Origin of the sequence: Aeromonas sp. ASNIH2 (assembly GCF_002934795.1) — a bacterium.
GTDB lineage: Bacteria > Pseudomonadota > Gammaproteobacteria > Enterobacterales > Aeromonadaceae > Aeromonas > Aeromonas caviae.
The window spans coordinates 759,930-783,619 of record NZ_CP026406.1 but is presented as its reverse complement, the minus strand read 5'-3'; the positions used below and the strand labels follow the sequence as shown (position 1 = coordinate 783,619).

Below are 23,690 nucleotides of genomic sequence, written 5' to 3'. Positions count from 1 at the left end.
TTATGCGATGTTCGGGGGATTTTCCACCAGGGTAAAATCCGCGTGGATTCTAGCACCGGCGCAAGAGGGGCAGCAGGGGGAGAGATAAAAAAAAACGGCGCCCGCAGGCGCCGCTTTCATCGGTTCAGGACGGATTACAGTACGTGAACGGAGGCGGTGTTGGTGGTACCGCTCGGTACCAGGGCACCGGAGACCATGACAACCACGTCACCCTTCACGCCCATGCCGATTTCCAGCGCAGCTTCTTTGCCGATGCGATAGAAGTCGTCGGTGGAGGCGATGGAGTCAACCACGTGAGCAACCACACCCTTGGTCAGCACCAGCTGGGCAGCGGTCTTCTTGTTGGTGGTGATGGCCAGGATCCAGGCTTTCGGGAAGTATTTGCGAATGGCCTTGGCAGACTTGCCGCCTTCGGTGGCAACCACGATCAGCGGGGCGTCCAGTTTCTCGGAGGTCTCGACCGCGCCTTTGCAGACCGCTTCGGTGATGCGCAGCTTGTTGCTGTCGTTGGCAGCAGACAGGTTGGAGGGCATCACGGCATCGGTACGCTCGCAGATGGTGGCCATGATGGTCACGGCTTCCAGCGGGTACTTGCCCTTGGCGGACTCACCGGACAGCATGACTGCGTCGGTACCGTCCAGGATGGCGTTGGCCACGTCGCCAGCTTCGGCGCGGGTCGGACGCGGGTTCTTGATCATGGAGTCCAGCATCTGGGTCGCGGTGATGACCACTTTGCGGGCTTTGTTGCACTTCTCGATGATCATCTTCTGGGCGAAGATCACTTCTTCTACCGGGATCTCGACACCCATGTCGCCACGGGCAACCATGATGCCGTCGGAGACAGCCAGGATCTCGTCGAAGTTGTCCAGGCCTTCCTGGTTTTCGATCTTGGAGATGATCTGGATGTTCTCGCCGCCGTGGGCTTTCAGGTGCTCACGGATTTCCAGCACGTCTTCTTTCTTGCGAATGAAGGAAGCGGCAACGAAATCAACGCCTTGCTCGCAACCGAAGATGAGGTCGCGCTTGTCTTTCTCGGCCAGGGCCGGCAGCTTGATGGAGACGCCCGGCAGGTTGATGCCCTTGTTCTCGCCCAGGTCACCGTTGTTGAGCACTTTACAGATCACTTCGCGCTCGGTGATTTCGATGACGTCCAGGCCAATCAGGCCGTCGTCAACCAGGATGCGGTTGCCGACGCGCAGGTCGCTGGCAAAACCGGCATAGGTGACGGCGACTTTGTCTTTGTTGCCCACCACGGTCTGGTCGGTGGTGAAGGTGAAGGTCTGGCCGGCGACCAGGGAGACGTCGTTGCCGCCTTCGAGCTTGATGGTGCGGATTTCCGGACCCTTGGTGTCCAGCAGGATGGCTGCGTGCTTGCCGGTTTCGGCCATGACAGCGCGCAGGTTGCTGATGCGACCACCGTGTTCGGCGTAGTCGCCGTGGGAGAAGTTCAGGCGCATGACGTTCATGCCGGCATCCAGCATCTTGCCCAGCATTTCTTTGGATTCGGTCTTGGGACCGATGGTGCAGACGATTTTGGTCTTTTTCATGTCAGTCTTCATGGTTAAGGAATTTCCGCCGTGCAATATACACCAGTTTTTGGATACTTTTTATGATCCAGAAACAACGTTTTGAGCGAAAACGGCCTCAATTTGAAAGATAACGTTTTCGCTCACAGCTCATTTTAGGGGCTAAAATAATTGATTTTCCGCAACTGAGGCCATTTGGTTCCCATTTCTGGCCCCGCATCCTGCCCGATCCCATGTTGTTAAATGACAAACAACAGGGTCCCCTTGCCGGGGCGATCCGGCCCGATGCCGTTGGCCGTCATCCAGTTTAGTCACTCCCTCCCGCGGCGTCAGGGCGAAGCAACGCAGGGTAGGAGCCGGTAGGCCTACAGCGGAAAAAACGCCGCCCCTCCCGGCACGCCGGGAGGGGCGGCAGCCCTCTGGATCAGCCGAAGAACCAGTAGCCGCGGTTGACCAGCCGGGTCAGCAGTTGCAGGAAGCCCGCCTGATCGGCCAGTTCCACCAGCGCGTCCTGGGTGATGATGTCCTTGTCGCACAGGAGCGCGATGGCGGCCGGATCCTCGCTTGGCAGGGTCCAGGCTTCGCCGTCGATGTAGCAGGTGCGGCTCTCGCCGCTGAACCAGACGCTGCGCAACCCCGGCACCTTGATGGCGGGCTCCCCCTGGGTCAGCAGGTCGGCCACTTCCTCGGCGCTGTAGTCAGGCTCCATGGGACTCACGTCCAGATCGTGCTTGGCCTCGGAGATCATGGTGCCGAACCACTCCTTGAACAGGGTCTCGTCGTCGAGGGCCTGTTGCATCAGCTCCCGCAGGCGGTGCAGCTCATGGGGCTGGATTTCCCCGTGGCGGGCGCGGGGCTGGAGGTCCGGGTCGCCGTAACGTTCGGTGCGGATCTCGTTGTCGATCAGGTGATCGGCAAAGGAGGAGACAAGGGCCTTGGCGTCCGGCGCGCGGAAACCCACCGAGAAGTTCAGGGAGGGCTCGATGGCGTAGCCCTCGTGGGGGAATCCGGGCGGGATGTAGAGGATGTCGCCCGGCTCCATGATGACGTCGATGATCGCCTCGAACGGCTCGCAGTGCAGCAGGGCGGCGTGGGCGGCAAACTCGCTCCGGGGCTTGGCATCGCCGACCCGCCAGTGGCGCTTGCCCTGACCCTGGGTGATGAAGACGTCGTAGTTGTCGATGTGGGGGCCGACACCGCCGTGAGGGGTGGAGAAGCTCACCATCACATCGTCAAAGCGCCAGCCCGGGATGAACTGGAAGGGCACCGCCAGCTCGTGCACCTCGGGTACCCAGTGGTTGCACGCCTGCACGAGCACGGTCCAGTTCTCTTCCCCCAGGTGATCGTAGGATTCGAAGGGGCCGTGGGCCGCCTCCCACTTGTTGTTGAAGCGGGTGACCAGGCGCGACTCAATCACCTCTTCCATGGCCAGACCTGCCAGCTCGTCCGGGCTGATGGGATCCTGAAAGTCGGTGAAACCGCCCTTGATGAGGAGCGGGCGCTTCTGCCAGTAGTGCTCGAGGAAGTGAGCGATATCCAGATTGAGTTGGTACATGGTGCTTCTCGTATCTTGTGAGAGGGCTTGCCCAAGGCGGGCTTGGGCAAGGGCTCTGAAATGGCCCGATAGAGGGTGATCATATCAAATGGGCCAAAATCAACGGGGGCCCTGCCGTCATGACAGAGCCCCCGCCGGTTCGGTTACATCACTTATTTCAGCAGATCGACCAGACGCTGGGCGTCGCCGATGTAGTTGGCCGGGGTCAGCTTCTTCAGCTCGACCTTGACCGCTTCCGGCAACTCCAGGGTGTCGATGAAGGTGCGCATCCCTTCGGCGTCGACGCGGCGACCACGGGTCAGCTCTTTGAGCTTCTCGTAGGGCTTCTCGATGCCGTAGCGGCGCATCACGGTCTGGATGGGTTCCGCCAGCACTTCCCAGTTGGCGTCCAGATCGGCGGCCATGGCGTCCGCGTTGGCTTCCAGCTTGGAGATGCCCTTGAGGGTCGCCTGATAGGCAATCAGGGAGTAACCCACCGCCACACCCAGGTTGCGCAGCACGGTCGAGTCGGTGAGATCACGCTGCCAGCGGGAGATGGGAAGTTTGTTCGCCAGGTGCTGGAACACGGCGTTGGCCAGACCCAGATTGCCTTCGGAGTTCTCGAAGTCGATGGGGTTGACCTTGTGGGGCATGGTGGAGGAGCCGATTTCGCCGGCGATGGTGCGCTGCTTGAAGTGACCCAGGGAGATGTAACCCCAGACGTCACGGTCAAAGTCGATCAGGATGGTGTTGAAGCGGGCCAGGGCGTCGAACAGCTCGGCGATGTAGTCGTGGGGCTCGATCTGGGTGGTGTAGGGGTTCCAGGTCAGGCCCAGGGAGGTGACGAACTCCTCGGAGAACTGGTGCCAGTCCACATCCGGGTAGGCGCTGATGTGGGCGTTGTAGTTGCCCACGGCACCGTTGATCTTGCCCAGCAGCTCCACCGCCATGATTTGCTTGAGCTGGCGCTCCAGACGGTAGGCGACGTTGGCCATCTCCTTGCCCATGGTGCTCGGGGTCGCCGGCTGACCGTGGGTGCGTGACAGCAGCGGCATGTCGCGGTACTCGACGGCCAGGCGCTTGATCTCGCCGATGAGCTTTTCGCAATAAGGCTTGATCACCTCTTCCCGGGCGGTCTTCAGCATCAGGCCGTGGGAGTTGTTGTTGATGTCTTCCGAGGTGCAGGCGAAGTGAATGAATTCGCTGACGGCGGCCAGCTCCGGGTTCACTTCCACCTTCTCTTTCAGGAAGTACTCCACCGCTTTCACATCATGGTTGGTGGTGCGCTCGATCTGTTTGATGCGGGCGGCATCCTGCTCGTTGAAGTTGCTGACGATGCCGTCAAGCACGGCATTGGCTGCCTCGCTCAGGGCAGGGACTTCCGGGATCCCGGTGTGGCTGGCCAGTTTTTGCAACCAGCGCACCTCGACTTCGACGCGAAAACGCAGCAGACCGAATTCGGAGAAGATAGGGCGCAGGGCATCGGCCTTGTCGCCATAACGACCGTCAATCGGGGAAACGGCAGTCAGCGCGGACAGCTCCATGGGGTGAACTCCTGATGATTGGTGTGGGGGTTAAAATCGTTTGGCCAGTTCCACCATCTTCTTGCGGGCGAAGATGATCTGGGTACGGCTGCCGCCGAGCTGGCGCCACAGCACCACGGCGCGGATGCCTGCGAGCAGCAGGGCGCGCACCTTGTGCTGCACCAGGGGCTGCTGCAGGAAGAGCGGGGTGCCCGCCACCTGGATGCGCGGCCCGATGGGGCTGATAAGGTCGCTGTAGATGCTCGCCATGTTGGCCAGGATCTGCTCGTCGAGCAGATCGAAATGCTGTTGCTGGCGGCCGATCTGGCTGATCCGCTCCCCCAGCATGTTGAGGATGTCCTTGCGCTTGGCGAGCTTGCGCTCCAGCGCGATCAGGCTCACCACGTAGCGGGTCAGCTCGGCATTCTTCTGGCTGCCGTCGGCCCCCAGCTGTTCCACCAGGGCGCGATAGCCGTCGCGAATGGCCAGGTGGCTGCCGAACACTTCCAGCGGCTGCGTGGGGTTGGTGACCAGAATGCTTTGCAGGCTCTCGCGCAGGGAGGCTTCGTCGCAGGAGCCGTCACGGGCCACTTTCTGCACCAGATAGGCGGCCTGGCAGATGCCTGCGAAGGCCATGGTTCTGTCTTGGAATTTGTCGCTCATATCTTCACAGCCCTGTTCTGTTCTTTCACCGGCCGATGCCATTATCCGGCCTGGAATGTGTCGGCCATGTCTTCACAGCCCTGTTCTGTTCTTTCACCGGCCGATGCCATTATCCGGCCTGGAATGTGTCGGCCATGTCTTCACAGCCCTGTTCTGTTCATTCACCGGCCGATGCCATGATCCGGCCTGGAATGTGTCGGCCATGTCTTCACAGCCCTGTTCTGTTCTTTCACCGGCCGATGCCATGATCCGACCTGGAATGTGTCGGCCATGTCTTCACAGCCCTGTTCTGTTCATTCACCGGCCGATGCCATGATCCGGCCTGGACGTTGCCAATCATGTATCGCTGCCTGGTACTGTTTTTCTTTGTCCCCTCTCCCTCAGGGAGAGGGTCAGGGTGAGGGTGGTGACCCCCTCATCCCCAACCCTTCTCCCGCGAGGGGAGAAGGGAGTACAGCGCGGACGCTCGTGAGCGCCCAGCCCTTAGACCGGATGGCTGAAACGTTGTTCGATGATGCCGCCGCCCAGACACACTTCCCCGTCGTAGAAGACGGCGGACTGGCCCGGGGTCACCGCAGCCTGTTTCTCGTCGAAGATGACCCGGATGGTCTCATCGTCGATGGGCTGGATCAGGCAGGGGATGTCTTCCTGACGATAACGGGTCTTGACGGTGCAGCGGCGCGGCGCGCGAATGGGGGTGCGATCCACCCAGTGCAGCTGGCTCGCGACCAGGCCGTCGGAGTAGAGGCGGGGGTGTTCCCCTTGCGCCACCACGAGCGTGTTGCGCTCCACCTCTTTGTCCACCACGTACCAGGCCTCTTCGGTGGCATCTTTGCGACCGCCGATGCCAAGCCCCTTGCGCTGGCCCAGGGTGTGGTACATCAGCCCCTGATGCTCGCCGATGATCTTGCCGTCCACGGTTTCGATGGGGCCGGGCTGGGCGGGCAGGAACTTGGCCAGGAAGTCCTTGAACTTGCGCTCACCGATGAAGCAGATGCCGGTGGAGTCTTTCTTCTTGGCGGTGATGAGATCCAGCTGCTCGGCGATGCGGCGCACCTCGGGTTTTTCCAGATCCCCGACCGGGAACAGGCTCTGACCCACCTGGGCTTCGCTCAGGGTATAGAGGAAGTAGCTCTGATCCTTGTTGGTATCCAGACCGCGCAGCAGGCGCGGGCGGCCGGTGCTGTCGTCACGGCGCACATAGTGGCCGGTGGCGATGTAGGTGGCCCCCAGCTCTTCGGCGGCGAATTCCAGGAACGCCTTGAACTTGATCTCCTTGTTGCACAGGATGTCCGGGTTCGGGGTGCGACCCGCCTTGTACTCTTCCAGGAAGTGCTCGAAGACGTTGTCCCAGTATTCGGCGGCGAAGTTGATGGTGTGGAGTTTCATCCCCAGCTTGTCGCAGACGGCCTTGGCATCAGCCAAATCCTGGGCGGCAGAGCAGTACTCGTCCGTGTCGTCTTCTTCCCAGTTCTTCATGAACAAGCCTTCGACCTGATAGCCCTGCTGCTGGAGCAGGTAGGCCGAGACGGAAGAATCCACGCCGCCGGACATGCCGACGATCACCTTGATTTGGCTGTTGTCTGTCATTAGTCGAAGTTACCAGTTCGTTTAAACGGGGCGTATTCTACCAGAGTTTTGCGCCCCCGGTCACATCTCCCTGCCGCCGTTCCCCTTGGAAGCCCGGCGGCGGGAAATCGTTTTTCTATTTGTCGGCGCCATGATGAAAAAATGGCGCCAAACGGTCCCGCATAGCCTGTTCACGATCTGTCACGAGAGGCCGTCAGCAAGGTAAAGAGCAGCGCAGGAACCGGAACGTATAGATATACGTGAGGATTCCGAGCAGCACATGAGCCTTGATCACGGTCTCGCAGTAAGAGCGTGGGCAGGCTCTCAGATGAAGGCCTTGAGGGCCGACAGCGGCAGCCTGGTGCCTGCCAGATAGTCCTGAATGCACTGCCACACCAGGGGGCTTCGCAGGGCGGGCTTGCACTCGGCAATCTCCTCCAGGCTGAGCCAGTGACAGGCCAGTACGTCACCGTCGGGATCCTCTGGATGGTGCTGACCGGGCGACTTTTCAAGGTCGAAGATGACGGCGGTGCGCACAAAGGTGGCCTCGCTGTCCGCCGGTTTGAAGAGGTAGACCCCGAGCCAGCCGGTGGGGGCGGCGGTGAGTCCCGTCTCCTCCTTCAGCTCGCGGCAGGCCGCCTGGATGAGATCTTCTCCCGGCTCCACGTGGCCGGCGGGCTGGTTGAAGCGGCGCTTGCCCGCAATCTCCTCTTCCACCAGCAAGAAACGCCCCTGCCAGTGCACCAGGGCGGCCACGGTGAGGCGGGTGGGCAGCGGTGGGTGATCGCTCATAAGGACTCCTTGTCTTGTTGTCTGTGCCCCGGCAGGGGCGCTCGATGCAGATCCGCTGTCGCCTTCATTCAGAGGGCTTGGGGCGAGCCGGACGGCGGGCGGTGGTGCGCCCGCCGCTGCGATTGCCGGGGCGCGGGTCTGCCCCGCGGCGGTCCCGCCCCTGGGGTGGCTCCTGATCTGTTGGCCGAGCGGTGCGGGGGGCGCTGCGGCCAGTGCCCCCGGCTGCGGCGGATGCCCGTGCTTTGCCTTGCGTGGCGGCTGGTCGTGGCGCGGGTGCCAGCTCGGGGGCGGGCAGGGCGCGGCTCTCTCCCGGCGCCAGCCCATCGAGGGTCCACTCCCCGATGGCGTAGCGGATGAGGCGCAAGGTGGGGTGGCCGATGTGGGCGGTCATGCGCCGCACCTGGCGGTTGCGCCCCTCCACTATTTTGATCTCCAGCCAGCAGGTGGGGATCTCCCTGCGCTCGCGAATGGGCGGGTTGCGTGGCCACACCGCAGGGTCATCCATGATGCGCGCCCCGGCGGGCAGGGTCATGCCGTCGTTGAGCTCCACACCGGCGCGAAGGGCGGCCAGTTTCTCCTCGCTCGGGATGCCTTCCACTTGCACCCAGTAGGTCTTGGGGGTCTTCTCTCCCGGCTGTGTGAGGCGTGCCTGCAACTTGCCGTCGTTGGTGAGCAGCAAGAGCCCTTCGCTGTCTCGATCCAGCCTGCCCGCGGCATAGATGCCGGGCTCGGTGATGTAATCCTTGAGGGTCTCGCGGCCCGCCTCGTCGGTGAACTGGCAGAGCACCATGTAGGGCTTGTTCAGGAGCAGCAGCTTGCGATCCACCGGGGCGGGGGCCGGTTTGCGCTCGTTGACGCTCCGTGTGTGCCGGGCCTCCCGGCGTTGGGATGGGGGCACAGTGGTAGGCCCGCTGGCCGTGCGGCCTGCGTCAGGGCGGGCGGAGAGGGAGAGACGGGGACGGGCTGATTTCATCGCATGCCTACCAAAAACAGGGGATGGCGGAGTGTACCACAGGGGGCGGCCATCAGGGGGAGAGCGGGGCTTCCCTCTCGGGTCAGGGGGTGGCGATGTCCGGCGCCAGTGCGAGGGAGAGGCGCAGCATGTCCTTGTGCTGGATGCCGTGCTCCATCAGGGGCTCGGGATAGTGGATGAGGAAGTGATCCTTCACGACGGCATGGACGCGAAAGCCGTGGCGCTGGTAATAGGCGAGCTGGTGGCCGAAGCTGCCGGTACCGAGTTCGACGCGGCCTATCCCCTTCCCGGCCAGGTTCTCCAGCACGAAGCGCAGCAGGCCGGAGCCGATGCCCTGCTGCTGGCGGTTGGGGGCAACGGCGATGTTGAATATCTCGGCGGTTTGCTCCCCCACCAGGCCCGCCACGCAGGCCCCCACGACCTCGTTGTCCGCCAGGGCGGCAAAGCCCCAGGCCCCGGGCAGGTAGGCGGCGATGCGCGACGCGGCGGGATCGGCCTCCAGCAGCAGGGCCAGCGGCAGGTGGGCGGGGTTCATCTCGACAAACGTCATCCTTATCTCTCTCCCTGTTTGTGACGGTGAGCGCCGCGCGAAACGATGGCGGGCTTGACCGATGTGGTGGCTCGGGCGGCGTTCTCCTCGCACGGCATCTCGCCCGGTGTGGATGCCAACAGCCGGATCTGGGTCTGCCACTGCTGCTTGCTGTGGGCAAGCCCTTGCCCCTGTGTCCCGATAGGGTTCACCCGCATCTCAGGGGGCGTCATGCCGGGGAACAGGGGCGCTGGTCCCCGGGATCGGCGCCGGGCGGTTGAGCAGGAAGACCACCTCGCCCCGGTAGTGGGGGGAGGCGGCCAGTGTTGTCTGCCAGGCGGGATCCCACTCCCCATCCTGCACCAGCCCGACCTTGAACGGGATGGTCAGGTGCGCCATGGCGGGCAGATAGGCCTGATAGCCCGGCACCGTGCGCGTGCCCTGATAGGTCTGGATCACCAGCTCGTCCACGGGCAGGCGATTGAGCTCTGCCACGTCCCCCGTTTTCGCCCAGTCGAGCAGCCCCGTCACGCTGAGCTTGCACCCGGGAGGCAGGGCGCGCCGCAGTTGTTGCAGGGCGTTGCCATAGCGATCGAGCTGGCGGGTCGCCGCATCGAAGTCGATCTGGATGCCCGCCACCCTGGCCCCGGCCGCGCGCCACCCCTCGTAGAGGCGCACCAGCACCTGCTCGTGGGCGGGGGAGAGGGGGAGGGCGTTGACACGCACCACCAGCCAGACCTGCCCGGCCTTGAGGGGGGAGGGAACCCGCCCCAGCTTGACGAAGCGGGAGCCGCCGGGCCTGTCCAGGATCTCCCCCTGATGCAGATAGAGGGTGCTGGCCTGTTCCAGTACCGGCTGGTGGCGGGTGGCGGACCAGAGCCAGAAGGCGTCATAGGCGCTGGCATCGACACTGGCCTCAAGGGGGGTGGCCAGGGTCGTCAGCAGCAGCGCCAGCAGGGCGCGTTCAGAGCGTCTGCTCATGGCTCACCAGTAGTATTTGAGGGATCTGGCCCACACCGAGTTGCCATAGCGCTGCTTGAGGGTGTTGAACCAGGCCTGCCGTGTGCGTTTGGGGATCTCCTGGCTGTCGCAACTGTTGTAGCCGGAGGGGGCATAGCACTGGATGGCGCGATAGAGGGCATAGCTCTTGTCTTCGGGCTCCGCCTTGGGGTTGGCCATCACGGCCTGATAGAGGGCGAGGCGACTCGGGAACGTGGGGCGCTCGTCTTGCGCCAGCCCCCAGATCATCTCGCGATCCTGCCACAGGTCGATATGGGGATCCCGGCTGCGCAGGTACTCCCCGAAGCAGTTGAGGGCATGACCATCGTCGGGGCGCTGCACCAGGGTGCCAAGGGTCTGAGTCAGATCCCGGCAGTGGTAGCCCTGGGGCGTCCCCTCTCCGCGCCACTGGAACGCCGAGAGGCGCACATCCCCGTTGGGCACGGGTTCCCAGGGCGCGTCGGCGGGAGGGGTCGCCTCCTTGTAATCGGCGGGGATGAGGGCCACATCCTGCAAGAAGGTGGCCGGGTCGCTGGCGATGAGATCCCGCACCAGCAGGGTATGGAGCGCAATCTGCCGCTCCGCCGCGCTCGGGCCCTGACTGGCTTGCTGGCGCAACAGGGCGGGTTCGGCCTCCTGCTTGAGCACGGCCGCGCGGATGCGCAGCTGGGTGATGGGGCTGCCCGGCTGGAAGATGGCCGCCGTGTTGCCGGTGCGCACCCAGTGATCCGCCAGCACGTTCTCCACGAACGCCTGCTGGGCCTGACCCAGGGGGGAGGCCACCAGTGCCATCAGGGCCTGCTCGGCCTTGTCGAAGGCCTTCATGCCCTGCCAGGCCCAGATGCGCAGCATCTGGTGGCTGAATGCCAGGGTGGCGTCCTCCTGCCCCGGGGAGGGCAGGGCCAGCACCTGCTCGAACTGCTTGTCCAAAAAGAGGGCGTAGGCCTTGAGATAGGCCGCCTGCGCCTGGTGACCGGTTTTTTGCAGGTGCGCGATGGCGTCGTCCAGCTGGGCATCTTGCCAGTCCCGCGGCCGCTCATAGGTCGGTCTGAGACCCCGCAGGGCATTGACGAACAGCAGCGCCGGCTGGGCCGAGTCCTGATAGGCCGCCTGATGGCGATAGGCATCGCCACTGAGCAGGGTGAGATCGATCTCGTTGACCAGGGCCTCCAGCGCCGGCAAGGGCTGGCGGGTTGCCATGGCCTCGTCATAGGCATCCCGCAGGGCGCCGAGATCACCGGCCATCCACTGGATGCGTCTGAACAGTCCTCTGGTAGAGCTGGCGTAGCGCCCTTGCGGGTAGGCCGCCAGATAGGCCTGACCCTGGGCCATGGCGCGGCGAAGGGCCTCCTTGTCACTCCTGGTCACGTCCTGATCGCCGTATTCGTCCTTCGCCTCCTTCATCGCGAGGTTGATCTCCGTGCGCATCACCATGTAGGTCGCGCTCTCGGCCACCCAGGGGGCCTTGGCCTGCTGCAAGGCGGCAAAGCCTGCGCGGGCCTCCTCGAAGCGGCTCTCGTAGAAGTGCCGGGCGGCCTGCAGATACCCCTGCCACTCCAGGGTAGCACCGCTCATTTCGGTCGCGGGGGCCGGGCTCTCCTGCTGCCCCAGGATCAGCAGACGGCTTCGCAGCAGCGACGTGCGCTCCGGGGCGGGCACCTCGCTCTGCTCGAGGGCGTCCAGAAACGCGCTGACCGAGGAGAGGGAGTTGGAGATGGCGTGGCCGTAGAGGGAGTCGTGGCCCGCGTAGTGCTCGAGCAGCGGGGGGAGGGACGGGTCGTAGGCGGCCAGTCGGCTGCCGAGCTGCTCGCGCAGCGCCGGGTCCTCCACCTCCTCCGGCTGGGGGAGGCGGGTGAGGTAGAACAGCGGCTGGCTGCGCTCGTTCAGCGGATCTGCCGGCAGGGTGAAGGGCAGGGGGTGATGCTGGGCATCCCCCAGCAGCATCAGCAGGTTGCCCCGGGTGTCGTTCTCGTTGAGATAGAGCGGATAGGTGGGGAGAGGGCAGTCGGTGAGCCAGAAGCCGCACCCGTCACCGTCACCGGAGGCGAGGGCGGGCAGTGCAACCAGCGTCATCGCCAGCACCGAGCAGTGGGTCAGAGATGTCATGGGATCGCTATCCGTTTGTGGGCCCGCGCCGTGCGTGACGCCCGGGCCGGAAAAGGGGGTTCGCAGTGGCGGGCAATAGTACGAAAGAGGGTCACAAACGACAACCCATTCTGACCTGGTCGGCGCTCTCCCTGTCAGGACGCCTGCGCCATGCCGTCTATTTCGGCGCGGCCTTGTCAGGCTGGTAGCGGGTTTCGGTTATCTGGTCGAGGCGCAGGATCAGGGTGTCACCCCCCTTGAGGCGATAGGCGCAGTGGGAGGTGTTGCAGCCGATGCGGATATGGGGTTCATCCCCCAGCAGAGGGGACTGGCTATGGGCCTTACTCTCTGGCCAGTTGCCTTGTTCGAGGAGGGTGATCTGCTTGTTAGCCTCTTTCTCCCCCATGGGTCTGGTGTATTCAGATGCCCAGATGACCAACAGGATAGGAAGCATGAAAAGTGCAAATTTCAAATAGGTATTCTTTAACCAAATCAGACAACTAAATGTAAATGGAGCGGGATAGGTGCGGGCAATTTTCCCACCCTTCATCACGATGGGAAGCAGAACAAAAAAGCGGACCACCCACCATGAGAGAGTCAAGCGCCACCTCACCTTGAAAAACAGGCATGAGAGCGTGGCAAAGAGCACTCCAACTGTCATGACGAGAGGGAACACGTAAGGCAAGAGCAGCTGTAGCAGCAGCAGGAATCCGTGAAAAAGAGTGACATCCGCTGGTTGGGAGAACTCGGTGTATTCAAGGCCGAAGCGGTCAAGATAGCCGTGGTAATATCGCATCCCGACCAAATAGATAGCCGCTGTCAGCAAGGGGAGCAGGGCGCACAGGATGCCGACAAACCCTGGCATGCCTACTTTTTCTTCTTCCTCGTCTTTTACTGCCCGTAGCGCTTGCAGATGCTTCTTGAGCCACTTGCGCTTCAGTGCGGTTAAATCCTTTTCCATCTGAGATGTCTCCCTGCCCTGAGCATGTGCTCTTTGCTGCTTCGCGGGTGTCAGCATCTGCCATCGCCATACATCGCCATACAAAAAGGGCGAATGTGGATGCTTATACAGGGGGCTCTTCGGTGCGAAAGAGCGCCTTGCCGCAGGCGAGGCAGGTGTGGCGAAAGCGATGATCAGGCCAGCCGGTCTGGGGGTGGCCCAGCACCTTGTCGGAGCCGCAGGCGCAGCAGCGCGCCCCCAGTTCATCGTCGATGGCGCATTCGGGATGCTGGTGCAGGTAGTCGGCGCGGGTGGGCAGGCGCAGCCAGTCGGGCTGGGCATGGCGCTGGTTCCAGAAATAGCACCCATAGAAGGTGCCTGCGGCGACGGGCAGGGCAAACCACCAGAAGAGATCCATGTCATGACTCCGACGAGAGGGGATGAGGGCGGTAACAACCCGCTCAGCAGGCGTGGTGCGGCTTCATTTTATCGGGGCGGGAGTGGGGCGGGATATGCCCGGATGGGTAACAAGCGAACCTGCTGGTGGTCGGGCTGGCAAGCCGCAGGGCCGGGGTTGGGGATTATCTATCCATTAAAGAGATGGGTTGTGTCATAACCCATCGCATTTTTGGATGGAAAAGGGGGACTTTCCGGTCGCAAAACCTGGAGATCGGGGAGTTTTTGTGAAAAAAAATGTGCATACACTCGTCATGCTGAACTCAAGGGAGTCATTGAGCGAGTGATAAATATCAAGATATTGATATGAATGGTAAAAATAGTGTTTTTATCAGGCGTTTTCAGGGTGGGTGATGGGGTTTCATAAGGAGCTTTAACCCATTTTCTAGATTAGTTTTTGCATAATCAATCGTTTATTTTGTTGGACAATTGGGGAAAACCTGGTGTCCAATCGGGTGAGCAGGTTGGCCAAACAGTGCCGTCAGCCAGTGTGTAACCCGAGATGTAAGGAGACATCCTGATGGAAAAACTTGACCAAAAAATCGACACCATGCGCCAGGAATTCGAGTCCCAGGGGCAAAAACAGGCCCAGGACAGATGGCAGGCCAGGGTCGATGAACTGCAACGGGAGCGCAGCGAAGCGCCCCAGCCGGAAGTGGCAGAACACTAGCCCCTGGCGGCCTTGTGGCCACCAAGTGAGCGCATAATGAAAAACCACCGCCCTGTTCGGGGCGGTGGTTTTTTTGCGCAGTGGCTAGAGGCGATAGAGGTTCTGGGCCGCATCGAACAGCTCCGCGCTCTCGCCGGTGCCGCCGTTGAAGACGGTGTGGAAGAAACGCAGCACCTTCTCGTTGGCGAGGGCATCCCCTTCGAAGTAGGCGTGAGAGTCCCCCACATGGGGCTGATTGGTCACGTCCACGTAGGTGGCCGTTCTGGCGTCCAGCCGCCGGGTGTAGTGGCCGAGCCTCGCCTTTTGCTGCTCCCCCATCTTCATGCGCGATGCCATCAGGGCACCATCGCGCTCATTGATGGTGATGTAGAGGCGGTTGCGACACTGGATGCGATCGACCCACTGGGCGTGAAGCTCGTTGTTGGTGTCGGCCGCGGCCATGATGATGTTGTCGAACAGCAGCTGGTTGGCGTGGTAGGTGGTGCTGCCCAGCAGGTGCTTGAACAGGTAGTTGCCCATGCTGTGCAGCAGCAGGTTGATGGTGAAGGGGCAGCGCTTGTTCACCTCCTTGGCGAAGTAGCGATCCCAGGCCTCGCCGTTGTCGGCGAACTTCTTCTGGGCCTTCTCTTCCAGTTGCGTCACATACTGGCCGTTGAACTCGTCGAGCAGCCCCTTCATCTTCTCCAGCACCCGGTCAAGGGCCCCGGCCGAGGCCAGGGCATCGCGCTTGTCGCTCTTGTAGCTCAGCACGCCCCGGGCGCCGCCGCCATTGGCGGGCCAGCTGAAGCAGAGCACCTCGACGCCGTAACGGGCCTCGAGCCCCGCGGCTCGCTCCAGCACATCGTCAAGATCGTTGTTGAAGCCGTGTACGAACAGCAGCAGGTGTTTGCCAGTCTTGAGCTTCTGCTTGGCCGTGCTGCCGGTCCCGGCGCAGCGCTCCAGCAGCTTGCGCGCCACATAGGCGCTGGCCGGGTGGGGGAGGTCGGGGTCAAGGCCGACGCTGGCGGCCATCTCGGCGGTGATCTGATCCGGCAGCAGGTCCAGCTGCCACTGCTTGCCCTGACGCCGGGCCTCGGCGAGGCGCAGTTCGTTGGGGCCCTCTGCGGGTTTTTCGCCAAAGATCTCGCTGGGGGTCTTGCCCTGCTCGTTGACCATCCGGTTGGTGACGATAAACATGGTGTTCTCCTTGTTGTCGTGCTCTCTTCATGACCGGCCACGCCCCGGGCGCCCCGATCACTGGCAAAGAGCCTAGTCCGGATCCGGCAGCCTGTCCCCCGGCGCGCCTTGCCTCGCCAAAGGGGTTACGACGATGTAAAGGCGAACGGGATTTGGGGGAGTGGCGCCTTCGGGGCGGCGAGGGCATGGAGAGGCTGTCATCAAGAGAGGAAGAGGCCCGGATGGATGGGGCCTGCGCCTCGTCAGGACCTGAGGGCGGCGAGGGAGGAGGGGATCCTCAGGCGCACTGTGATCCACTCCCCGACTATGGTCTGACATGCACGCCCGCTATTTGATTATGCAAATGGATGGGCTTAAGATGGCCGCGCGCAACGATCAGATTGATAACAAACGGAAGTTAGGAGATGCCGATGGAAAGCAAAGTAGTTATCCCGACCCAGGGCCAGAAAATCACAGTCGATGCCAGCGGCAAGCTGCAGGTTCCCCACAATCCCATCATTCCGTTTATCGAAGGGGATGGTATCGGTGTGGACGTGACCCCGGCCATGTTGAATGTGGTGAATGCTGCGGTCGAGAAAGCCTACAAAGGCGAGCGCAAGATCGCCTGGATGGAGATCTATACCGGCGAGAAGTCGACTCATGTCTATGGCGAAGGTGCCTGGCTGCCGGCCGAAACCCTGGATTTCATTCGTGAATACTGCGTGGCCATCAAGGGCCCGCTGACCACCCCGGTCGGCGGCGGTATTCGCTCCCTCAACGTGGCCCTGCGCCAGGAGCTGGATCTCTACGTCTGCCTGCGCCCGGTCCGTTACTACGAAGGGACCCCGAGCCCGGTCAAGCACCCCGAGCTGACCGACATGGTGATCTTCCGCGAGAACGCCGAAGACATCTACGCCGGCATCGAGTGGAAGGCGGACAGCGATGAAGCCAAGAAGGTGATCGCTTTCCTGCAAAACGAGATGGGCGTGAAGAAAATTCGCTTCCCCGAGTCCTGCGGCATCGGCATCAAGCCCATGTCCAAGGCCGGTACCGAGCGTCTGGTCCGTGCCGCCATCGAGTACGCCATCGACAACGATCGCGACTCCGTGACCCTGGTGCACAAGGGCAACATCATGAAGTTCACCGAGGGTGCCTTCAAGGATTGGGGCTATGCCCTGGCCCAGAAAGAGTACGATGCCCAGCTCATCGACGGCGGCCCCTGGTGCTCCTTCAAGAACCCGAAAACCGGCAAGACCATCGTGGTCAAGGACGTCATCGCCGATGCCTTCCTGCAACAGATCCTGCTGCGTCCGGCCGAGTATGACGTCATTGCCTGTATGAACCTCAACGGCGACTACATCTCCGACGCGCTGGCGGCCCAGGTCGGCGGCATCGGCATCGCGCCGGGTGCCAACATCGGCGATGGCGTTGCCCTGTTCGAAGCCACCCACGGCACCGCGCCGAAATACGCTGGCCAGGACAAGGTCAACCCGGGCTCCCTCATCCTCTCTGCCGAGATGATGCTGCGCCACCTGGGCTGGACCGAGGCGGCTGACCTCATCGTCAAGGGGATGGAAGCGGCCATCGCCAACAAGACCGTCACCTATGACTTCGAGCGTCTGATGGAAGGGGCCACCCTGCGTTCCTGCTCCCAGTTCGCCCAGGACATGATCGACCAGATGTGATCCGGGTCGTTGAAATGCAAAACCGGCGCCATGAGCGCCGGTTTTTTTATGGAGGAGAGCAGGTCGTCAGGTGGTTTTTTCCACGTGCTGCTCGTAGATCTGCTGCCATTTGCTGGTCTCGGCCTCATCTCCACGGGCCTGCCAGAATTCGCAGATGGAGCTGGCGAGCTCGGATGCCATGGCGTGGTCTCCGTCACGGCGGCTCATCAGATATTGTCCCAACCAGCTTTGATATTGTTTCATCGCCCGATCTCCTTATCTAAGGTGCCCAGAGGGGAGTGCTCCAGGCGTCAAGGTTGCGCAGGAGCGATTCGAACTGGGCACATGTTGTGCTGCGCCCGGCAGGTGTTGGTCGCCGGAACCGGTGGTTATCTCACCGGAAAAAGGGGACAACGGGGCGCAGATGTCAAAAAACGGTCTCTATCGTATCACAAAATAACCAGTCGGTGGGGCTGGATGACAAATCAGGCTGTCCAGCAGTCTGGCCGTCTGTGTCATGGGGGCGAGGGCTGAGGTGCCATCTTGCTGATCTCGCAGCAGAAAAACCCGCCAGGTCGGCGGGTCACGGGGGCGAAAAAAAGATCAGATCCGGGCGCAGGCCAGGTATTTTTCCATCTCCTCGGCGGGCACCATGCCGCCGCCGGTGGCCCACACCAGGTGGGTGGCCCCGGCCATCTTGGCAGCATCCAGTCCCTGCCCACTCTGCCACTCAAGGTGGGTGGCCACTCGCCAGGGGCCTGCCATGCCCGCCAGTGCCGAGGGCTCGAGCCGGATCTCTTCATCCCGGGCCAGGAGCCCCAGCAGGTCGTACATCTCCTGATCCCTCAGGGTGTAGAAGCCCGCAAGCAGGCGTTCCATGGCGCGGCCGACAAAACCGGAGGCGCGTCCCACCGCGAGGCCGTCGGCGGCGGTGAGGTTGTCGATGCCAAGGTCTTGCACCGCAATGGCATCGTGCAACCCGGTGTGGACCCCGAGCAGCATGCAGGGGGAGTGGGTAGGTTCGGCGAAGAAGCAGTGCACGTTGTCCCCAAACGCCAGCTTGAGACCAAAGGCCGCCCCGCCGGGGCCACCGCCGACGCCGCAAGGCAGGTAGACGAAGAGCGGATGGTCGGCGTCCACCCTGATGCCCATCTCGTCGAACTGCTTTTTCACCCGCTCGCCCGCCACCGCATAGCCGAGGAACAGGGTGCGGGAGTGCTCGTCATCGATGAAGAAGCAGTTGGGATCGCGCTCGGCCTCCTTGCGTCCCTGCTCCACCGCCACCCCGTAATCGTCGGCATATTCCACGACGATGGCGCCATGTTCGCGCAACTTGCACTTCTTCCACTCCCGCGCATCGGCGGACATGTGGACGGTGACGCGAAAGCCGAGGCGGGCGCTCATGATGCCGATGGAGAGGCCGAGGTTGCCGGTCGACCCCACCGCGATGCTGTACTGGCCGAAGAAGTGGCGGAACTCGTCCGAAAACAGCGTGCGATAGTCATCCGTCTCGCGCAGCAGCCCAGCCTGGATGGCCAGATGTTCGGCATGGGCCAGCACCTCGTGGATGCCGCCGCGCGCCTTGATGGAGCCGGAGATGGGCAGGTGGCTGTCTTGTTTGAGCAGCAACCTGCCGGTGAGTTCGACGCCATAGCGCCCATTGAGGGTCCCCTGCAGGGTCGGGATGGCGGCGATCCTGGACTCGATGATGCCGTGGCTGGCGCGGGTTTCGGGGAAGGCCTCGCACAGGTAGGGGGCGAAGCGGGCGAGCCGGGCGGAGGCGGCGGCCACATCGTGCCGGGTGAGCCCCACATGGGGCAATCCTTCCGCGAGGGAGGTGGCCCCCGGATTGAACCAGGTCACAGGGGTGAGAGCGATCAGCGGTTCGAGCAGGGGGAAGCGGGCGATGAGCCCGGCAATGTCGGTGTGTGTCATGAAAGCCTCTCGGGGTGGTGACGGAATCATCCCATTGAACGGCGCCAGCGTTGCCGTGACAAATGATAAAACGCGTCGCTTGGATGAGCCCAGTTGATGCAAATGGTCATCTACCCTGCTGTGTCTTCGCATACGGGTGAGTTGAGTCTTCCTGGTGAATGCAAACCTCGCCCTTCTGGTATCATCTGCCAGATAAAAGAGAGGGAGGCCCAACCATGCAACGCGATGAGCACCCGGGGGTGAGGAGCAAGCTGCTCAGCAGCCATCAGCTCGCCAGGCTCCACACCTTCGAGGCAGCGGCCCGCCACGGCTCCTTTGCGCTCGCCGCCGACGAGCTCTCCTTGAGCCCAAGCGCGGTGAGCCACCGCATCTCGGCCCTGGAAGAGGCGCTCGGGTTTTTGCTGTTCCAGCGCTTTCACCGCAAGGTGGCCTTGACCACGGAGGGGCAGCGCATCTTCTGGGCGCTCACCTCTTCCCTGGAGTTCATCAATCAGGAGGTGCTGGAGATCAGGGAGCAGGCGCTGTCGGGATCTCTGACGCTGCACTCGCGCCCCTCCATCGCCCAGTGCTGGCTGGTGCCAAGGCTCGCCGATTTTTCCCGTCTGCATCCTCACATCGAGCTCAACCTGCTGACGGGCAACGAGCACATCAACCTGCACGGCTACGGCATCGATCTGACCCTCAACTTCGATGCCAGAACCCCAACGGGCCTGGCCATCCACCCCCTGATGGATGAATACATGGTGCCGGTGTGCAGCCCGCAATACGCCAGCGACCACGGTCTGATGGGGGAGGTGGGGAATCTGCAGCAGTGCCGCCTGCTCCATGACAGGCAGGCCTGGGGCCAGGACACCGACAGCGACGAGTGGCGCACCTGGGGGAGTCACTGGCATCTCTCCCTGGAGGCTTGCGCGTCGCACATGGGATTTGATCGGGCGGATCTGGCGATCCTTGCCGCCACCCACCACGCCGGTGTCGCCATGGGGCGCAGGCAACTGGCAAGCCAGGCGCTGGCGAGCGGAGCGCTGGTGATGCCCTTCCCGGATATGGCGGTGCGCTGCGAGCCGCGTTATTACCTGGCGACCCTCCCTCACCGCCAGTGTCCCAAGATCCAGGCATTCATCCGCTGGATACAGGATCAGGCGCAAGGGGCATCCTGACACGGGACTTGGTTTATTGTCTGCGAAGGTCATGGCCATGAGCGCACTATTTGTACAATAAGGGCCAGCACTGCTGCTAAATGACCTGGCGCAGAGCGACGCGGGTAAGAGATAACAGCGTGAGCAACGGATGAGGTGAACCAGAGATTAACCGGGGAAAATAGAAAATAAAGTCTGTGAGAGTATTCCCAATAAGTATCAGGCAGGGAATTAACCACGGTGAATAATGTCCATATGGTGTCAGCGCTTTGCCGGATGGTATAAAAACATTATGTTGTTATCCAATGGGCATGCTATTCTCAAATCGTGTTATCCCTGTGACATACAAAAATAATTCTGTGAGGAAGTAATGAACGAGTTTCTGAAGGTTCTGCTGAACATTCGCAGCTTGCGCGCTGCCATTCGTGAACTGCCGTTTGAGCAACTGCAAGAAGCGAAAGAAAAGTTTGACCTGGTATATAACGAGCGTGCCGAGTCCGTTGAACAGGAACGCGCCGAACAGGAAGAGCGTCAGCGCAAACTGAATGAATTCACCGAAATGCTGCAACAGGCTGGTATCGATCCCCGTGAGCTGATCGGCAGCGTGGCGGCTCCGGCTGCGGCGGGCACTACCAAGAGCAAGCGTGCTCCCCGTCCTGCGAAATACAAGTACCAGGAAGACGGTCAGGAGAAGACCTGGACCGGTCAGGGTCGTATGCCCAAGGCCATCGCCGAGCAAGTTGCGCTGGGCAAGGATCTGAACGATTTCCTGATCTGATCACCGGATCCGGTTCTCGATAATGCCGCCTGCAGGGCGGCATTATTATTTTCAGGGTTCAGATGATGTCGCAGTAAAACCCAATTGCGCAGGTTACTCCGGTTAATTGGAGAGCCTCGTCTGGAATAGCCATAACCACCATGTGCCCAATAAAGATGGCGCATCATCTTCCACGCCACCTCGCCACTTATACGCACTGAGGACTCATACAGCCCGTGTTTCTTCGTCCCTTGTGAGAAACGAACATGGATACCTGCTGTGACAGAATGAAATAGCGGCGGTGGATCCTCATCTGTACGCCTGAGCGGCCCGTCTCTTTTTCATGCTGATGCATGACGCCCACCGCCTATTAATTTATCCCCTCTATTTATGGTCTGTTTGACACCGCTCTTCTGCGATATATCCGCACGATGCCGGACAACGTGCGGATGAGGCAGACACGGATTGGTGGCAAACAAATAAACCGAATGCTAGATGACGGGTTGTCCGAGTTCAGACTGAGCGGTGTGTGCGTATTTTCTCCGGGTGCGGCGACGGGCCTGGACCGCCTCTGCCAGCATGGCAAGCAGGTGTTCACTCTCTTCCCAGCAGAGGCAGGCATCGGTCACTGACAGGCCGTATTGCAGCTCACCCAGAGGAGCCGGTTTCTGGTTTCCTCCCAGCAAGAAGCTCTCGACCATGACGGCGGCGACGGCTTGGCTCCCTTCGCTCAGCTGGCGACAGAGCTCTTTGGCGACCTTCAGCTGGTTCGTGTGCAGCTTCTGGCTGTTGCCATGGCTGCAATCCACCATCAGGCGAGGGGGGAGTCCCTGACGGGTGAGGCGGTCTGCTGCCTCCGCCACATCGCTCTGGTGGTAGTTGGGCAGGGTGCCGCCACGCAGAATGATATGGCCGTCGGGATTGCCTTCGCTCTTGATCACTACCATGCCGCCCTGGCTGCCGGGGGCGGTGAAGAGATGGGAGGCGGTACTGGCCTGGATGGCATCGATGGCGACCCGGATATTGCCGTCCGTACCGTTCTTGAATCCCACGGGGCAGGGCAGTGCGGAGGCCAATTGCCGGTGGACCTGAGACTCCGTGGTGCGTGCCCCGATGGCGCCCCAGCTGACGAGATCGGCGAGATAGAGAAAGCTGGTGGTGTCGAGGAATTCGGTGGCGGTGGCGAGCCCCAGTCCATTGATGTCGAGCAGCACCTGGCGTGCCAGATGCAATCCCCGATTGATGTCGTTGCTGCCGTCCAGGTGCGGATCGAAGACCAGCCCCTTCCAGCCCACCGTGGTGCGCGGCTTTTCAAAATAGGCTCGCATGACTATCTGAAGGCTGTCTTCATAGGCGGTGGCGAGTCGTGCCAGCCGTCCGGCATAGTCCAGGGCCGCGACGGGATCATGGATGGAGCAGGGGCCAATCACGACCAGCAGGCGATCGTCTTCACCTGCCAGGATCCGGCGTGCCTGATGGCGCTGGTTGTCGATGTGCCGGGCCATGTCGGCCGGACAGGGGTGCTGCGCCAGCAGCTCGGCAGGGGTGGGTAGCGCCTCTATGGCGAAGGCGCGCATGACCGAATTCAAAACTGCCATCTGGAGTTACCTTGCTGTGCATGTGTGCGATGGGGAACCCGTATGCGGCATCCTGTTGGGAGCAGACAGATTCACGGCTCATCGCAGTTGTTGAGAATGATTGTCATTATCTTGGTGTTTGTCTCAAATGCAAGTGCAATGAAATCGCCAGGCGAAGATGGGGGGAGAAAGAACGATGGCGGGGGAACCGCAGCAAAAGCAGGCCGCTTCCCCGAGGGAAGAAGCCCGCCAGTCACAAGATAAAGAGGGGATCAGCTGTCCATCACGGCGTGCCTGTCCTGATGGTAGGCGTCTTCATCCTTGCCGCTGCGCCAGTAGGGGACTGCGTAGACCCGCTGGCGCTCGGCATCCAGGGTGCGTCTGACGTGGCGGCGCAGCGGCACGACCAGACTCTCTTCCCCGCCAAACCAGAAATAGCTCCCCTCAGCGACCATAGGCTGGGCGGTGAAATGCGCCACCAGGGTCGCGGCCTGCTCCGGATTGCCCACGAACCAGCGCAGGTCGACGCCGGCCGGCAGCGACAGATCCTGCACGTCGTCCTGATGGGGGACCAGCAGGGCGATATGGCCGCGGGCATGGGCTGGCATCACTTCCACCATGGCGCTGATGGCGGGCAGGGCGGTGAGATCCCCCGCCATGTAATAGTGCTCGGCCGTTTGCAGCATGGGGTCGGGACCGCCCGGGCCCGAGATGGCGAGCTTGTCACCCGGTTTGGCGTGCAGGGCGAAACGACTGGCGGGGCCGGCCTCGCCGTGCAGGGCGAAGTCGATGTCGAGCTCCAGCGCCTCCCGGCGAAACGCGCGTATGGTGAAGGTGCGAATGACGGGTTTCTGGGCGGGATCGAGCCAGCGAGGCCCCTTGTCGGTGGGGGTGGGCAACACTATCTCGCGCTGATCCGGTCGGGGCAGCATGATCTTGACATGAGCACCGCCACAGCTGAAGGGGTAGTCCACAAGCTCGGGGCTGGTCAGGCAGATTCGGCGCAGGTGCGGGCTCACATCCTGAACATGCTTGACGGTGAGCAGGCGGGGGCGATTGGCCGGGGCGGGTTGAGACATGGGCATACTCCTGGCTGATGATGGCGCCCATTCTTGATGAAATGAAAATTATTATCAATTGGTTTGTGGGCAGAATGGGTCGCGATTGACCTCCTCGGGATGTCCATCGCGATCCCACACTCTCT

At 62.0% G+C, this 23,690-nt stretch carries 22 protein-coding genes; 4 read left to right on the top strand and 18 right to left on the bottom strand.

The features are described 5' to 3' along the window. Positions 1-134: 134 nt before the first annotated feature. The 13 genes from pykF to C3F36_RS03505 form a co-directional block, all read right to left on the bottom strand. Entirely contained in the window at positions 135-1,547 is a 1,413-nt protein-coding gene (gene pykF / locus C3F36_RS03565; RefSeq protein WP_010673615.1) for a pyruvate kinase PykF, read from the bottom strand. A gap of 403 nt (positions 1,548-1,950) precedes the next feature. Further along, positions 1,951-3,081 carry a ribosomal protein uL16 3-hydroxylase gene (locus C3F36_RS03560; protein WP_104454486.1) on the bottom strand — a complete coding sequence of 377 codons (1,131 nt, stop codon included), beginning with the start codon at positions 3,079-3,081 and terminating at the stop codon, positions 1,951-1,953. Positions 3,082-3,233: 152 nt separating this feature from the next. After that, positions 3,234-4,604, bottom strand: a complete 1,371-nt coding sequence (gene purB, locus C3F36_RS03555; protein WP_104454485.1) for an adenylosuccinate lyase — start codon at positions 4,602-4,604, stop codon at positions 3,234-3,236. 30 nt (positions 4,605-4,634) lie between these two features. Then, positions 4,635-5,246 (bottom strand): high frequency lysogenization protein HflD, encoded by a 612-nt coding sequence (gene hflD / locus C3F36_RS03550; protein ID WP_010673618.1) that lies wholly within the window; start codon positions 5,244-5,246, stop codon positions 4,635-4,637. 483 nt (positions 5,247-5,729) lie between these two features. Then, a complete protein-coding gene (gene mnmA, locus C3F36_RS03545; protein ID WP_010673619.1) occupies positions 5,730-6,836 on the bottom strand; it encodes a tRNA 2-thiouridine(34) synthase MnmA in 1,107 nt (368 codons plus the stop codon). Between the two features lie 303 nt (positions 6,837-7,139). Next, positions 7,140-7,607 carry an NUDIX hydrolase gene (locus tag C3F36_RS03540; RefSeq protein ID WP_010673620.1) on the bottom strand — a complete coding sequence of 156 codons (468 nt, stop codon included), beginning with the start codon at positions 7,605-7,607 and terminating at the stop codon, positions 7,140-7,142. Positions 7,608-7,671: 64 nt separating this feature from the next. Continuing rightward, positions 7,672-8,580, bottom strand: a complete 909-nt coding sequence (locus C3F36_RS03535) for a pseudouridine synthase (protein ID WP_049636810.1) — start codon at positions 8,578-8,580, stop codon at positions 7,672-7,674. 82 nt (positions 8,581-8,662) lie between these two features. Then, a complete protein-coding gene (locus C3F36_RS03530) occupies positions 8,663-9,130 on the bottom strand; it encodes a GNAT family N-acetyltransferase (protein WP_104454484.1) in 468 nt (155 codons plus the stop codon). A 2-nt stretch (positions 9,131-9,132) separates the two neighbouring features. Further along, complete coding sequence (locus tag C3F36_RS03525) at positions 9,133-9,321, bottom strand: hypothetical protein (RefSeq protein ID WP_233759703.1); 189 nt, start codon at positions 9,319-9,321, stop codon at positions 9,133-9,135. Between the two features lie 7 nt (positions 9,322-9,328). Continuing rightward, complete coding sequence (locus tag C3F36_RS03520; RefSeq protein WP_104454483.1) at positions 9,329-10,090, bottom strand: DUF3142 domain-containing protein; 762 nt, start codon at positions 10,088-10,090, stop codon at positions 9,329-9,331. Between the two features lie 3 nt (positions 10,091-10,093). Beyond that, entirely contained in the window at positions 10,094-12,214 is a 2,121-nt protein-coding gene (locus tag C3F36_RS03515; protein ID WP_104454482.1) for a hypothetical protein, read from the bottom strand. Positions 12,215-12,371: 157 nt separating this feature from the next. Then, positions 12,372-13,154, bottom strand: coding sequence for a hypothetical protein (locus tag C3F36_RS03510; RefSeq protein ID WP_048208058.1), 783 nt, complete (start codon positions 13,152-13,154; stop codon positions 12,372-12,374). Between the two features lie 103 nt (positions 13,155-13,257). After that, positions 13,258-13,551, bottom strand: coding sequence for a hypothetical protein (locus C3F36_RS03505; protein WP_042014257.1), 294 nt, complete (start codon positions 13,549-13,551; stop codon positions 13,258-13,260). A gap of 558 nt (positions 13,552-14,109) precedes the next feature. Between C3F36_RS03505 and C3F36_RS23570 the strand changes: the two genes are divergently transcribed. Next, complete coding sequence (locus C3F36_RS23570; RefSeq protein ID WP_199769661.1) at positions 14,110-14,259, top strand: hypothetical protein; 150 nt, start codon at positions 14,110-14,112, stop codon at positions 14,257-14,259. Positions 14,260-14,343: 84 nt separating this feature from the next. On the opposite strand, the gene C3F36_RS03500 is transcribed toward C3F36_RS23570, so the two are convergent. After that, positions 14,344-15,435, bottom strand: a complete 1,092-nt coding sequence (locus C3F36_RS03500) for an alpha/beta hydrolase (RefSeq protein ID WP_039039248.1) — start codon at positions 15,433-15,435, stop codon at positions 14,344-14,346. A 410-nt stretch (positions 15,436-15,845) separates the two neighbouring features. Here C3F36_RS03500 and icd point away from each other — a divergent pair, with 410 nt between their 5' ends. After that, entirely contained in the window at positions 15,846-17,099 is a 1,254-nt protein-coding gene (icd, locus tag C3F36_RS03495) for an NADP-dependent isocitrate dehydrogenase (RefSeq protein WP_010673630.1), read from the top strand. Between the two features lie 66 nt (positions 17,100-17,165). Here icd and C3F36_RS03490 read toward each other — a convergent pair whose 3' ends face one another. Next, positions 17,166-17,342, bottom strand: a complete 177-nt coding sequence (locus C3F36_RS03490) for a hypothetical protein (RefSeq protein WP_010673631.1) — start codon at positions 17,340-17,342, stop codon at positions 17,166-17,168. Between the two features lie 339 nt (positions 17,343-17,681). Next, entirely contained in the window at positions 17,682-19,013 is a 1,332-nt protein-coding gene (gene dsdA, locus C3F36_RS03485) for a D-serine ammonia-lyase (protein ID WP_104454481.1), read from the bottom strand. A 215-nt stretch (positions 19,014-19,228) separates the two neighbouring features. Between dsdA and dsdC the strand changes: the two genes are divergently transcribed. Continuing rightward, positions 19,229-20,173 (top strand): DNA-binding transcriptional regulator DsdC, encoded by a 945-nt coding sequence (gene dsdC, locus C3F36_RS03480; protein ID WP_104454480.1) that lies wholly within the window; start codon positions 19,229-19,231, stop codon positions 20,171-20,173. 349 nt (positions 20,174-20,522) lie between these two features. Beyond that, the gene (locus C3F36_RS03475) at positions 20,523-20,930 is read left to right on the top strand and encodes an H-NS family histone-like protein (RefSeq protein WP_010673634.1); all 408 of its coding nucleotides are present in this window, start codon (positions 20,523-20,525) and stop codon (positions 20,928-20,930) included. Positions 20,931-21,400: 470 nt separating this feature from the next. Here C3F36_RS03475 and C3F36_RS03470 read toward each other — a convergent pair whose 3' ends face one another. Then, complete coding sequence (locus tag C3F36_RS03470) at positions 21,401-22,507, bottom strand: 3-deoxy-7-phosphoheptulonate synthase (RefSeq protein WP_104454479.1); 1,107 nt, start codon at positions 22,505-22,507, stop codon at positions 21,401-21,403. A gap of 251 nt (positions 22,508-22,758) precedes the next feature. Then, positions 22,759-23,565 (bottom strand): siderophore-interacting protein, encoded by an 807-nt coding sequence (locus tag C3F36_RS03465; RefSeq protein WP_104454478.1) that lies wholly within the window; start codon positions 23,563-23,565, stop codon positions 22,759-22,761. Positions 23,566-23,690: the final 125 nt, after the last annotated feature.